Raw genomic sequence first — 12,883 nt, forward strand, 5'->3', positions numbered from 1 at the left:
TTGCGCGAAATCTGTCCGACAAAAATCCTTTCAGCTCTCGGGTTTGCGGCCGATACAGACCTGCTAACACCCCTGCTGGCTCAAAAGAACAACAATCTTCCAGCTTAACTGACGACCAAGAAACCCAACGTTTCTGGAGGATTTGCATGAATAGCTGGTTCGGTAACATCAGCGTGAACATGAAACTCGGCCTGGGCTTCGGCCTGGTGCTGGCCCTGACCTGCGTTCTGGCGCTGACCGGCTGGACCAGCCTCGGCGGCCTGATCGACCGCAGCAACTGGATGAGCGATATCACCCAGCTCAACGCTGGCCTGACTAAATTGCGCGTGGTGCGCCTGCAATACATGCTGACCAACGGCGACGAAACCGCCGCGCAGAATGTGCAGACCACCCTGGAAAGTTTCGCCGCTCAGCAGCAGGCGTTGATCAGCAAGTTCAAGAGTCCGGAGAACGTCAAGCTGCTCAAGCAGCAGGCCGCGACCATCGCTGAATACCAGACCTCGCTGAACAAAATGCGCAACGCCTATCGCACCGGCAACAGTGCGCGCGACACCATGAGCGTCAACGCCCAGAACGCCTACAACCTGATCGAATCGATCAGCCAGCGTGTGCAGCAGTTGGAGTTGAGCGACCAGCGTTTCGAGCAGTTCCAGGCGGTTACTGCCGCGAAGGAAGCCTTCATCCTCGCGCGCTATGAAGTGCGTGGTTACACCGCGACCAGCAACGCCGAGACCGAGCAGAAAGCCGTCGGCCAGATCGACGCGGCCATCGCCAGCCTCAAACCACTGAATGCGCAATTTGCCGCGACTCAGCAGGATGCCCTGCGCCAATTGGAAACCGCGCTGAGCAGCTATCGCAGCGCGTTGATGGCGTACAAGAACGCCAACACCGAGGCCGTGCAGGCGCGTAAGGAAATGACCGATCAGGGCACCACCATCGTCGCCCTGAGCGAGCAGCTGTACCAGATTCAGCTCGATCGCCGTGACGCCGAAAGTGCCCAGGCGCGCACCTTCCAGTTGATCAGTACGTTGCTGGCGCTGCTGGTTGGCGTGATTGCGGCGGTGATCATCACCCGTCAGATCACCCGTCCGTTGCAGGAAACCCTGGCCGTGGTCGAGCGCATCGCCAGCGGCGACCTGACCCAAAACGTCACCGTCACCCGTCGCGACGAACTCGGCGTGTTGCAGCAAGGCATTGCGCGCATGGGCGTGACCCTGCGTGATTTGATCAGTGGCATCCGCGACGGCGTCACGCAGATCGCCAGCGCCGCTGAAGAGTTGTCGGCCGTAACCGAGCAGACCAGCGCCGGTGTGAACAGCCAGAAAGTCGAGACCGATCAGGTCGCCACGGCCATGCACGAAATGACTGCCACCGTGCAGGAAGTTGCGCGCAATGCCGAGGAAGCGTCGCAAGCTGCCGCCGCGGCGGATGGCGAAGCCCGTGAAGGCGACAAGGTTGTGAATGAGGCCATCGCGCAGATCGAGCGTCTGGCCAGCGAAGTGGTGCGCTCGACCGAAGCGATGAGCGTGCTGCAACAGGAAAGCGACAAGATCGGCAGCGTCATGGACGTGATCAAGGCTGTCGCCGAACAGACCAACCTGCTCGCGCTCAACGCCGCGATTGAAGCGGCACGTGCCGGTGAAGCCGGGCGTGGGTTTGCCGTGGTTGCCGATGAGGTGCGCGGTTTGGCTCAGCGTACGCAGAAGTCGACTGAGGAAATCGAAGGTCTGGTCGCCGGTCTGCAGAACGGCACCCAGCAGGTTTCTGCAGTGATGAACAACAGCCGCGCGCTAACCGACAGCAGCGTCGCCCTGACGCGCAAGGCCGGCGCCTCGCTGGAAAACATCACCCGCACGGTGTCGAACATCCAGTCGATGAACCAGCAGATCGCTGCGGCGGCTGAACAGCAAAGCGCCGTGGCCGAAGAGATCAGCCGCAGCATCATCAACGTCCGCGACGTGTCCGAACAGACCGCAGCGGCGAGTGATGAGACGGCAGCGTCGAGTGTTGAGCTCGCGCGGTTGGGTGGTCAGTTGCAGCAGATGGTCAGCCACTTCCGCGTTTGATTTTGGTTTTGCGCTGAAGCTGAAATCGAATCGCGGGCAAGCCCGCTCCCACAGGTTTTCGTGGTCGAGCACTGTTGATGTGTTCATCTCGATAACTGTGGGAGCGGGCTTGAACGCGAAATCGGTGGATCAGCCAAATTAACAGTGCCTGACACTCCGTCTTCGCGAGCAGGCTCGCTCCCACATTTGGATTTATGTGGGTCACAGGATTTGAGCACACCGCAGATCCCTTGTGGGAGCGGGCTTGCCCGCGAAGGCGGTGGGTCAATCAAATCAAAGTTGCCTGACACTGCGCCTTCGCGAGCAGGCTCGCTCCCACATTTGGATTTGTGTGGGTCACAGGATTTTGAGCTCACCGAAAATCCCTGTGGGAGCGGGCTTGCCCGCGATGGCGGTGGGTCAACCAAATCAACAGTGCCTGACACTCCGCCTTCGCGAGCAGGCTCGATCCACATTGGATTTGTGTGGGTTGCTGGATTTTGAGCACACAGCAAAATCCCTGTGGGAGCGAGCCTGCCCGCGAAGGCGGTGGGTCAGTCAAATCAACATTGCCTGACGCTGCGCCTTCGCGAGCAGGCTCGCTCCCACATTGGATTTGTGTGGGTCGCTGGATTTTGAGCACACCGCAATACCCCTGTTGGAGCGGGCTTGCCCGCGATGGCGGTGGGTCAATCAAATCAACATTGCTTGACGCTGCGCCTTCGCGAGCAGGCTCGCTCCCACATTTGGATTTGTGTGACTCACCGGATTTTGAGCGCACAGCAAAATCCCTGTGGGAGCGAGCCTGCTCGCGAAAGCGGTGGGTCAGGCGAATCATCATTGACTGACACTCCGCCTTCGCGAGCAGGCTCGCTGCCACAGGGGTCTATGGTGTCGGGACTATTCGGGATACCCGGTGATTTTGCGGATGCTTTGGTACAGCGGTTTGAGCTGGCGATACATGCGCAAATACACCTCTCTGTACAACTGCTCATAGATCCTCTGCGCCTCGGGTTGTGGGTTAAAGACCGCTCCAACCCGAGTCATCGCCGCAATGGCCGATGGGAAATCCTTGTGCAGTCCCAACCCCACCGCGCAGCATATCGCCGCCCCCAACCCGGACGCTTCATACACATGCGGGCGTTCTGCCGGCAGGCCGAAGATGTTGGCGGTCAGTTGCATGGCGGCGTCGCTTTGTGAGCCGCCGCCGGCGACGCGCAGCCGTTTGATCGAGACTTTTGAGCGTCGCTCGATGTTCTCCATGCCCTGGCGCAGCGCGTAGGCCAGGCCTTCGAGAATGGCCCGGTAGATGTGCGCGCGGGTGTGTACGTCGCCGAAGCCGATCATCGCGCCTTTGGCCTCAACGCCCGGTTCGCGGATGCCCGGTGACCAGTAGGGTTGCAGCATCAGGCCCATCGAGCCCGACGGCACTTCGTCGACCAGTGCGTCGAACAGTTGCTCCGGTTCGATGCCCTGCGCTTTCGCCTGTTGCATCTCGCGCAGGCCGAACTGATTCTTGAACCAACTGACCATCCAGTAGCCGCGATAGATCATCACTTCGCAGTTGTACTGATCGGGCACGGCCGAGGGGTACGGCGGGATCAGCGGGACGATTTCCAGGTAGCGCGAGCGGGTGCTGGTGATCGTCGCGGTGGTGCCGTAAGACAGGCACACGGTGCGTGCGTCGACCACGCCGGAGCCGATCACTTCGCAGGCCTTGTCCGCGCCCGCCGCGATCAGCGGCAGGCCTTCGGGAATGCCGGTGTGCCGGGCGGCTTCGGCGCTGATGTAGCCGAGGGTTTCGCCGGGTTTGTGCAGGCTCGGCAACTGCTCCGGGCGCACCGCCAGTGCCTGCCATTTCCAGTCGCGCGGCGCCGCCCATCCCAGCCGTTTGAAGTCGAAGGGCAGATAGCCGACGCAACAGCCGACCGAATCGACGAAGCGCCCGCACAAGCGATGGGTGAGAAAACCCGAGAGCAGCAAAAACTTGTCAGTCGCCGCCCACACATCGGGCTGATGCCGGGCGATCCAGTTGGCCTCGGCCTGGGCGCGAAAATAATCCACCGTCGCTTGGGCGCCGACCAGTTTGAACAGCCAGCCCCACGGCCCTTTGATGCTGCCCTCGACCTCAGCCTGACGTTGATCGAGCCAGACAATTGCCGGGCGCAGCGGTTTGCCCTTGGCGTCCACGTTGATCACTGTGCCGCGCTGGGTAGTCAGGGACACGCCGGCAATCTGCGCACGGTCGATGCCGGTCTGCTGCCAGAGTTGCTGGCAGGCCTCGCCGAGTTTCGCCCAGTAATATTCCGGATCCTGCTCGGCCCAACCGGGTTGCGTCGAGTAGTACGCCTGCAAGTCGACTTTGCCTTTGCCGAGCAGATTGCCCTGCAGATCGAAGAGCAGCGCGCGCACGCTCTGGGTGCCGTTGTCGATCGCCAGTAGGTATTTCATGGCGTGATCTCCGGCAAGCCGTGATCGCGCAGCCACAGCAAACGGTAGCGCTGGATTTCCGCCTGCCAGCGCTCATCGTCCCAGGCCAATCGTGGCTGGCACAGCGTGCGGATCGCCGGGAAAAAATCCTCGCCACCGCGCGGCAGCAACAGGCCCAAACGGGTGCGACGCAGCAGCAAATCATCCAGGTGCACAACCATTTCCGCCTCGCAGGCAAACGCCAGCTCTGCCCACAAAGTATCGGTGGCGCCAACCGTTTCCAGACCGAGTTCGCCGAGCAATTGCGCCAGCCTCGGCAGGTCTCGACCGTGACGCCCGGCTAAGCGTCGCCATTGATTGCCGCTCAGTCCCGCAATCGTCAGCGGCGGCACAGCGGCGAACACCGGCGCGCCGTCATCGACAAAAGAACGCCCAAGCATCGCCGCACAAGCCTTGAGCACTTCGAGCGCTTGCGGGCGAAATGTGGTCAGTTTGCCGCCGGCCAAAGTCACGCAACCCGGCTCCTGCCACAGCACATGTTCGCGGGTCTCGTTAGACGGTTTGCCCTGCTGCGCACCCGTCGCGCTGCCGACCACCGGACGCACGCCTGACCAGGTCGAGAGCACGTCGTCGACACCAATTTCGGCGCTGGGAAATTGCTGCTGGCACGCGGCGAGCAGATAGTCGAATTCGTCGCTGGAAATGCGCGCGCTGTGGTCGAGATCTTCGCGGTGATCGAGGTCCGTGGTGCCGACCACCGTCGCGCCTTCCCACGGAAACACAAACACCGGGCGCCGATCACGCTGATGCAAAAAAGTGAACGCCTGCGCCACCGGCAAGCGCCAGCCCGGCAGTAACAGATGGCTGCCGCGCAACGGGCGCAATTGCTTCGCAGCGTCAGCGGGACGCAAGCGCTCAGCCCACGCGCCTGTGGCCACAGCCAACACAGCGGAGCGCAATTGCAGCGTCGCGCCGCCCTCGCCATCTTCGATCTGAACCCCGCACACCCGCCCGCCTTCACGCAGCAGTTGCGTGACGCGCACACCATTGAGCACCACCGCGCCATCGGCCCGGGCCTCGCGCAGTACGCGCATCACCAGCCGCGCATCATCGGTCAGGGCATCGACAAAACAGCTGCCGCCGAGCAGGCCGTTTTCCTTAACCCCCGGGGCGAGAAAACGCAGTTGCTGGGCGTCATGAAAAGCATGGTTGCGCCGCCCCGCCAGCGCGTCGTACACCGAGAGCAAGCCGCCCATGACGCGCGGCCCGGGAAAGCCGCCGCGATAGTGCGGCATCATGAAACTCATCGGCTCGACCAGCCCCGGCGCTTCATCAAGCAAACGCTGGCGCTCGCGCACCGAATCGCGGGTCAGGCGCCACTGGCCCTTGGCGATGTAACGCAAACCGCCGTGGACCATTTTCGATGATCGGCTGGAGGTGCCCCAGGCAAAATCGCGCTGCTCCAGCAGCAGACAACGCCAGCCCCGGCGCGCCGCTTCGCGGACGATCCCGGCGCCGCTGATGCCGCCGCCGATGACGATCAGGTCCCAGGTTTCATCCGCCAGCGTCGGTAGCATCTGCTCGCGCCATTGCGCGTTCCATTCCGCCGTCATGGCCGCGACTCTGGCAATAACGTGCCGGGATTGAGGCGCCTTTCCGGGTCGAAATGTTCGCTCAACGCCTGCAACGTCTGCAGCGCCAGCGGGCCTTTTTCGCGCAGCAGATACGGCGCGTGATCCTTGCCGACACCGTGCTGATGACTGATGGTGCCGTGGTTGTCGACGATGGTCTGGCTGGCCGCGTGTTTGAGCATCCGCCAGCGCGCCAGCGTCGCCGCATAGTCCGCTGCCGGGCGAAAAACGTAAGTGGTGTAAATGCTCGAGCCTTCGCCGTAAACGTGCGAGAGATGAGTGAACACATGCACGCGCTCGCCCTCGGCGGCCAAGGCGTCGCGCAGGCTATTTTCGATGAGGCTGAGCAAGTGGTCGACGTTGCTCCAGTCGGTGGCGGTTTCGAGGGTGTCGACCACGTAACCGGCGTTCCACAGGTTCTCGCGCAGGTAGGGAAAGCGGAAGCGGTTCTGCGCCCACTTCTTGCCCAGCAGGGTGCCGGTGAACACGCCGCCGAAGGCTTTCAGATGCTGGCGCGCGTGTTTCAGCGACAGTGCGTTTTGCTGGCGATTGCCGGTGACACCGAAGGTCAGCAGGCATTTGCCGTCGCCGGCGCCGCGCAGCTTGAGGTACTTCTCCAGCCAGGCGATCTGTTGCGGATGGCCGGCCAGCGCCAGTTGCGTTTCGGTTTCCACCGCGTTGGACAGACGCAGCATCGACAGCGGTACGCGCGCCTGCGCCAGTTGCCGGATTGCTTGCAGCGCGTGCGGCCAATCGGGCAGAAACACGCCGTAGAAACGCTCGTCCGCCGGCAACGCGCTGACTCGCACTTTGACTTCGGAAATGATCCCGAAGCGGCCTTCGCAACCGAGCACCACTTCACGCAGATCCGGGCCGGCGGCCGACGCCGGGAATGTCGGAATCTGCAAAGGCCCGGCGAACGTTTCCAGGGTGCCGCCAGCGAACAATTGCTCGATCCGCCCGTAGCGCAACGACTGCTGGCCGCTGGAACGACTGGCCACCCAACCGCCCAGCGTCGACAGCTCCCACGACTGCGGGAAATGTCCCAGCGTGTAGCCGCGCGCGCGCAATTGGCTTTCGACTTGCGGCCCGCTGGCGCCGGGGCCGAACGTCGCCAGCAGGCTCTGTTCGTCGAGGTCGGTCAGTCGATTCATTCGCGCCAGCGACACCGTCAGCACCGGACGCGCGGAGTTTGGCGGATTGATGTGCCCGGCCACCGACGTGCCGCCGCCGTAGGGAATCAGGCACAGATCCTGATCATGGGCGAGCGCCAGCAATTGGCGGATCTGCTCGGCGGTTTCGGGAAACGCCACGGCATCGGGATACGTGCCCAGCGCGCCTTCGCGTAATGCCAACCAGTCCGGCAGGCTCTGGCCGCGCGCGTGCAGCAGGCGATCGTGAGTATCGACGCTGTACAAGCGATGAGGCACCAGACGCGAGGTCGGCACTTGCGCCAACGCCGCTGCCAGGGTCGCATCGGGCAATGCCCGGCCAGCACCCAAGCGTTCGTGGAGAAATGTCGCGCCCTGGGCCGGCAGTTCGACCACCGTGCCTGCCTCTCCCCAGCCGTTCCAGCGTCGCATGCGTGTGTCCTTTTTCTGCCGTTGGATCAAGCTTGCATACTAGTCAGCGCTGGAGATCTGTCACGGTCGCATCCGGCCAGAACCTGTAGCGAATGGCGCCAAACGTCCGGGCATTTACTTTCGCCGGGCAATCCACTTACCTTGCGGCATTCATTCGCTCACGCGCCGTCGATCAAAGGACCGCGACCATGCCATCGCTCGGCTTCACTTCCGTTCCGCCGCTGCTCAAATACCTGCGTCACGCCGAACAGTTGGGCATGGCCATCGAGCCTGCGTTGGCGGCGGCCGGGTTGCAGGCGCAGCAGTTGAGCGACAACACCTTGCGCCTGCCGGGTGAGGTTCACGAGCGCTTGCTGGATTATTTCTGCGAGCACTCCGGCGATGGGTTGTTCGGGCTGCATGCGGCGAATTTCGTCCTGCCCAATTCGTGGAGCGTGCTCGGTTACATCACCATGAATTGCGCGACGCTGGGCGATGCGATGAGCCGGATCATGCCGTTCGAAAAACTCGTCGGCGACATGGGCGTCAGCCGCGCCGAGGTGCAGGGCGAGCACGTGCATCTGATCTGGGCCTGCCGTTACCAGCGGCCACGGATTCGTCGGCATCTGGTGGAAAATGTGCTCGGTTCGTGGCTGCACTATGCGCGCTGGATCGCCGACACGCAGCTGTCGCCGGCCTGCGTATGGCTGGAGCATGGGCGGCCGGATGCGGTGACGCTGGCCGAGTACGAGGCGTTTTTTGGTTGCCCGGTGCTATTCGATCAGGCGTATTCGGCGCTGGTGGTGCCGCTGGCGTATTTGCAATTGCCGCTGCGTCAGGCCGATGCGCAATTGCTGCGAACCCTGGAAGAACACGCGATGGGTTTGCTGGCGACGCTGGAAGATGCGTCGCTGGCGCAGCAGGTGAAAAACATCCTGCGCGGTTTGCTCAAGGAGGGCTTGCCGCGCAAGGAGCAAGTGGCGGAGCAGCTCAGCGTCTCGGTGCGCACGTTGCAGCGGCAATTGCAGCAGGCCGGGACGTCGTATCAGCAGATTCTCGATGAGCTGCGTCAGGAACTGGCCGAGCATTATTTGCTCAACAGCACGTTGCCGATTCAGGACATTGCGCAGTATCTGGGCTTCACCGAGCCGCGCTCGTTTCATCGCACGTTCAAGAGCTGGCGCGGGATGCCGCCGGGGGAGTTTCGGCTGCGGAATCGGCGGTGATGCTGATGGCCTCTTCGCGAGCAGGCTCGCTCCCACAGTAGTTCTCGGTTGCCTGCATTTCCGAGTTCACCGCAGCCCCCTTGTGGGAGCGAGCCTGCTCGCGAAGGCGTCATTTGCCACACCGATTAAACGCGTCTTGGCACAACTGTTTAAAGCCGCCAGACATTCAGCGAAACCACCCACAATTCCTTGCGCCGCTGCCTACGCCTGCGCCAGAATCCGCCGGCTTGTGCGCCCCAGACCTCATCGCTACTGTGATTGCGTCACTGCCTATCAGTGATCGGGTTTAGTAGCCCGGAGTATTTGGGGTGCATCGTTCATCAGACAGTCAGGTCTCGCCTGAGCTTTATGGTGGCTGTGCGCAGGGCGCTCTCGGGCGCGCCGGTTTCCCAGATCCCCGGTCTACTAACCTGCGCACAGCTGCCTCCACTTCCTTTAGTAGGGAAGCGGTGGCCAGCCAAAATGAGGATCTGGATATGTTCAAAGTAACCCCAAACCCGCCAACCACCGGCCCGGCATCCCCCTACGAATCCGTCGACTCGAAGAAATTCCACGAAGCCGCCGACCGCGCCCTCGACCATTACCTCGGCCCATCCAGCGCCGAATTCATGGCCCCGCCCTACAAATCCAACACGCTGTACATGGCCAATCCCGAGGCCGACAACGAATCGCTGCTGGCCGATGCCTGCGAAACCCTGGGGTCGGCGACGGTGATGCTCAACGATCAGGCGGGGCTGGTGAACGGCTCGCAGCGCAAGACGTTGCAGGGCATTGCGCAGATTGTGATGGTCGCGGAGATGGCGGTGAATCGGGTGCTGGATCGGTTGGTGCCGACTGATTGAGGGTTTTTGAGGAATTTGGTGTGGGCTGGTTTTGTGGGGTGTCAGGGGTTGCCCTCACCCCAGCCCTCTCCCAGAGGGAGAGGGGGCCGACCCAGCTGTCTTGCGTTGTCCGTCGACCTGAAAGACCGAGTCGATATGGATTCGACGCCATGCATTCAATTCGATTATGGATTCAGCACAGCACATTCAGGTCGGCGTAACTCCCGAGCATCCCCCAATCGGTCCCCTCTCCCCCCGGGAGAGGGCTAGGGTGAGGGGCTTTTGATCTTGGGCGCCAAGCTCAAAGACTGATCGCATTGGTAAACACCAACCGATTGCCAAACGGATCGGCAATGGTCATGTCCTGACTCCCCCAAGGCATCGCCTGAATCTGCGGATGGGAAAACTTGTAATCCTTGGCCATCAGTTGCTGCTGAAACGCCTCCAGCTCATCGGTCTCGATACGCAGCGCCGAACCCGGGCAGGCATCGCCGTGATGCTCGGACAGATGCAGCACACACTCGCCCCGCGACACCTGCAGATACAGCGGAAAATTCGCTTCGAAGCGATGCTGCCAGTCGATCTTGAAACCGAGAAAATCGACGTAAAACTCGACAGCCTTGGCCTCATCGAAGATCCGCAGGATCGGGGTGGTTTTGCCGAAGCTCATGGGGTGCTCCCTGACTGATTGGCCCCACAATGTAGACGGGGAGGATGTCAGCAAATCGGCTTGTGGATGGCTTTCTTTAATTGCACAGTGCCACTATGAGACATGGATCAAAAGATCGCAGCCTTCGATCTCCTGTAGGAGCTGCCGAAGGCTGCGATCTTTTGGCGCCATCATCATCAATAAAATCCTTCGCGCAAATTACCTTCGCGAGCCAGAAACCGCCCTGCCCTGCTGCCATTCGCCTGCCCGTCGCGATAACTCAACACGCCGTTGACCCAAACCCCGTCAATCCCCTGCGCCGCCCGCTGCGGATCGTTGAAATCGGCCACATCGCGCACGGTTTGCGGATCAAACAACACCAGATCCGCCCAATGTCCTGCACGAATCTCGCCTCTTTCCTGCAAGCCAAAACGCGCCGCCGACAGGCCGGTCATTTTGTGCACGGCGGTGTGCAGCGGAAACAGGCCGACGTCGCGACTGAAGTGGCCCAGCACCCGTGGGAAAGCGCCCCACAGGCGCGGATGCGGGAACGGGTCTTCGGGCAGTCCGTCAGAGCCGACCATCGAAAGCGGATGGGCGAGGATTCTTCTGACGTCGGCCTCGTCCATGCCGTAGTACACCGCGCCCGCCGGTTGCAGACGTTTCGCGGTTTCTTCCAGCGACAGTTTCCATTCGCCAGCGATGTCGATCAGGTCGCGCCCGCTGACTTCCGGATGCGGTGTTGACCAGGTAATGGTGATGCGGTGCGCGTCGGTGACTTGCTTCAAATCCAGGGTCGAAGAACTCGCCGCATAGGGATAGCAATCGCAGCCGACCGGATGGGTTTTCGCTGCCTCTTCCAGCGCTGCGAGCAATTGCGGACTGCGCCCCCAGTTACCGACGCCGGCGCATTTGAGGTGGGAAATGATCACCGGTGATTGCGCGTGGCGGCCGATCTGAAACGCCTCGTCCATCGCCTCCAATACCGGGGCGAATTCGCTGCGCAAATGGGTGGTATACACCGCGCCGAACGCCGTCAGTTCTTCGGTCAGTTGCATGACTTCATCAGTGGACGCGTTGAAGGCGCTGGCGTAGGCCAGGCCTGTGGATAAACCCAACGCGCCAGCCTCGAGACTGTCGCGCAACTGCACGCGCATGGCGGTGATTTCGTCGGGCGTTGCAGTGCGGAACAAGTCGTCGAGGTGATTGCTGCGCAGCGCGGTGTGGCCGACCAGTGCCGCAACGTTCAACGTGGTGTTGGCCGCTTCGACGGCAGCGCGGTAGTCGCTGAAACGCGGGTAGACGAACGCCGCTGCGCTGCCGAGCAGGTTCATCGGATCGGGTGGATTGCCCTTCAAGGTGACCGGCGAAGCGCTGATGCCGCAGTTGCCGACAATCACCGTGGTCACGCCTTGGCTAAGCTTGGGCAGCATCTCGGGTTGGCGAATGACCACCGTGTCGTCGTGGGTGTGCACGTCGATGAAACCCGGCGCCAGCACCCGGCCGGCGGCGTCGATTTCTTCGCTGGCGCGGGCGTCAGGCAGATCGCCGATGCGCTCGATGCGGCCATTGAGAATCGCCACGTCTGCGCGGTAGCCCGGCGTGTTGCTGCCGTCGATGACCAGCGCGTTGCGGATCAGGGTGTCGTACTGCATGTCAGTCTCCCAGCGGCAGGCGATCGTCGCCGCCACGGTATTCGTCGAGGGCGAGTTTGATTCGCCGCAGACGTTCTTGATTGTCTTCAGGGCTGGCCAGCGCCAGTTCGGTGGCGAGCACGTCGATGGCCAACAGCATGCCGTAGCGCGCCGCCGTCGGTTTGTAGATGAACGAGGTTTCCGCGCCTTGCAGCGGCAGGACGACGTCGGCCAGTTCGGCCAACGGTGAATCGCCGCGAGTGATGGCGAGAATGCGCGCGCCGTAATTGCGCGCCAGCTCCACGGTTTCCAAAAGCTCCGGGGTGATGCCGGTCAGCGAGCAGGCAATCAGCACTTGCTCGGCGTTCAAACTGGCGGCGGTGACGCGCATCATCACCGCGTCATGACACACCGCAATCGGGTAACCGAGGCGCACCAGACGCACCTGTAATTCATCGCTGCACAGGGTCGAGCAACCGCCCATGCCGAACGCGTGAATCATCCGCGCCTGGCTGAGCAATTTCACTGCGTCGGCGAAGCGCGATTCATCGAAACCGGCCAGATGCTGGCGCAGCGTGGTTTCGATGTCGCCGACAATCTGCCCGTAGAACGCCGACTGCTCGGGCGTGCCCGCCGGGTCGAGAAAACGGCTGCCAACGCCGCTGGCCTGGGCCAGTTGCAGGCGCAGATCACGCAGGTCACGGCAGCCGACCGTGCGGGCAAAGCGCGACAGCGTGGCGGTGCTGACCTCTGCGCGTTGTGCGAGGTCTTCGAGGCTGGCGCTGGCGGCAAAGCCGACATCGTCGAGCATCAACCGCGCAATGCGCCCCTCGCCGGCACTGAAGGAGTCCTGGCGGGCGCGGATCTGGTAGAGGATGTCCATGG

8 protein-coding genes and 2 pseudogenes are annotated in these 12,883 nt (G+C 62.2%); 4 read left to right on the forward strand and 6 right to left on the reverse strand.

The features are described from left to right. Window positions 1-281: 281 nt before the first annotated feature. A pseudogene (locus J2Y39_RS26655) lies at window positions 282-1,160 on the forward strand (methyl-accepting chemotaxis protein); the annotation flags it as partial. A 309-nt stretch (window positions 1,161-1,469) separates the two neighbouring features. Next, window positions 1,470-2,066: pseudogene (locus tag J2Y39_RS26660) on the forward strand (methyl-accepting chemotaxis protein); the annotation flags it as partial. Window positions 2,067-2,945: 879 nt separating this feature from the next. Here J2Y39_RS26660 and J2Y39_RS25670 read toward each other — a convergent pair. Genes J2Y39_RS25670 through J2Y39_RS25680 form a run of 3 tightly spaced genes read right to left on the reverse strand, consistent with a single transcriptional unit; the run spans window position 2,946 to window position 7,689 of the window. Beyond that, window positions 2,946-4,496 carry an FGGY-family carbohydrate kinase gene (locus tag J2Y39_RS25670; RefSeq protein WP_310220345.1) on the reverse strand — a complete coding sequence of 517 codons (1,551 nt, stop codon included), beginning with the start codon at window positions 4,494-4,496 and terminating at the stop codon, window positions 2,946-2,948. After that, window positions 4,493-6,088, reverse strand: a complete 1,596-nt coding sequence (locus J2Y39_RS25675; RefSeq protein ID WP_310220347.1) for a glycerol-3-phosphate dehydrogenase/oxidase — start codon at window positions 6,086-6,088, stop codon at window positions 4,493-4,495. The genes J2Y39_RS25670 and J2Y39_RS25675 overlap by 4 nt, the downstream gene beginning before the upstream one ends. Then, window positions 6,085-7,689, reverse strand: a complete 1,605-nt coding sequence (locus J2Y39_RS25680; RefSeq protein ID WP_310220349.1) for an FAD-binding oxidoreductase — start codon at window positions 7,687-7,689, stop codon at window positions 6,085-6,087. Before J2Y39_RS25680 ends, J2Y39_RS25675 begins: the two co-directional genes overlap by 4 nt. 188 nt (window positions 7,690-7,877) lie before the next feature. Between J2Y39_RS25680 and J2Y39_RS25685 the strand changes: the two genes are divergently transcribed. Together J2Y39_RS25685 and J2Y39_RS25690 are read left to right on the forward strand one after the other, a co-directional pair. Next, entirely contained in the window at window positions 7,878-8,894 is a 1,017-nt protein-coding gene (locus tag J2Y39_RS25685; RefSeq protein ID WP_310220351.1) for an AraC family transcriptional regulator, read from the forward strand. A 476-nt stretch (window positions 8,895-9,370) separates the two neighbouring features. After that, window positions 9,371-9,736 carry a DUF6124 family protein gene (locus J2Y39_RS25690; RefSeq protein WP_236169267.1) on the forward strand — a complete coding sequence of 122 codons (366 nt, stop codon included), beginning with the start codon at window positions 9,371-9,373 and terminating at the stop codon, window positions 9,734-9,736. Between the two features lie 280 nt (window positions 9,737-10,016). On the opposite strand, the gene J2Y39_RS25695 is transcribed toward J2Y39_RS25690, so the two are convergent. The 3 genes from J2Y39_RS25695 to J2Y39_RS25705 all read right to left on the reverse strand — a co-directional run bounded on the left by J2Y39_RS25695 (window position 10,017) and on the right by J2Y39_RS25705 (window position 12,881). Next, window positions 10,017-10,385 (reverse strand): glyoxalase superfamily protein, encoded by a 369-nt coding sequence (locus J2Y39_RS25695; RefSeq protein ID WP_016771789.1) that lies wholly within the window; start codon window positions 10,383-10,385, stop codon window positions 10,017-10,019. Between the two features lie 176 nt (window positions 10,386-10,561). Then, window positions 10,562-12,019, reverse strand: coding sequence for a D-aminoacylase (locus tag J2Y39_RS25700; RefSeq protein WP_310220354.1), 1,458 nt, complete (start codon window positions 12,017-12,019; stop codon window positions 10,562-10,564). A gap of 1 nt (window position 12,020) precedes the next feature. Next, the gene (locus J2Y39_RS25705) at window positions 12,021-12,881 is read right to left on the reverse strand and encodes a MurR/RpiR family transcriptional regulator (protein WP_056782832.1); all 861 of its coding nucleotides are present in this window, start codon (window positions 12,879-12,881) and stop codon (window positions 12,021-12,023) included. Window positions 12,882-12,883 lie beyond the last annotated feature (2 nt).

It is taken from the genome of Pseudomonas sp. 2957 (genome assembly GCF_031456345.1).
Lineage (GTDB): Bacteria > Pseudomonadota > Gammaproteobacteria > Pseudomonadales > Pseudomonadaceae > Aquipseudomonas > Aquipseudomonas siliginis.

Excerpts from the sequence above, each read along its gene's own strand:
- J2Y39_RS25695 (WP_016771789.1), bottom strand. The coding sequence starts at position 10,385 with ATGAGCTTCGGCAAAACCACCCCGATCCTGCGGATCTTCGATGAGGCC.
- J2Y39_RS25680 (WP_310220349.1), bottom strand. The coding sequence starts at position 7,689 with ATGCGACGCTGGAACGGCTGGGGAGAGGCAGGCACGGTGGTCGAACTG.
- J2Y39_RS25670 (WP_310220345.1), bottom strand. The coding sequence starts at position 4,496 with ATGAAATACCTACTGGCGATCGACAACGGCACCCAGAGCGTGCGCGCG.
- J2Y39_RS25685 (WP_310220351.1), top strand. The coding sequence starts at position 7,878 with ATGCCATCGCTCGGCTTCACTTCCGTTCCGCCGCTGCTCAAATACCTG.
- J2Y39_RS25690 (WP_236169267.1), top strand. The coding sequence starts at position 9,371 with ATGTTCAAAGTAACCCCAAACCCGCCAACCACCGGCCCGGCATCCCCC.
- J2Y39_RS25700 (WP_310220354.1), bottom strand. The coding sequence starts at position 12,019 with ATGCAGTACGACACCCTGATCCGCAACGCGCTGGTCATCGACGGCAGC.
- J2Y39_RS25675 (WP_310220347.1), bottom strand. The coding sequence starts at position 6,088 with ATGACGGCGGAATGGAACGCGCAATGGCGCGAGCAGATGCTACCGACG.
- J2Y39_RS25705 (WP_056782832.1), bottom strand. The coding sequence starts at position 12,881 with ATGGACATCCTCTACCAGATCCGCGCCCGCCAGGACTCCTTCAGTGCC.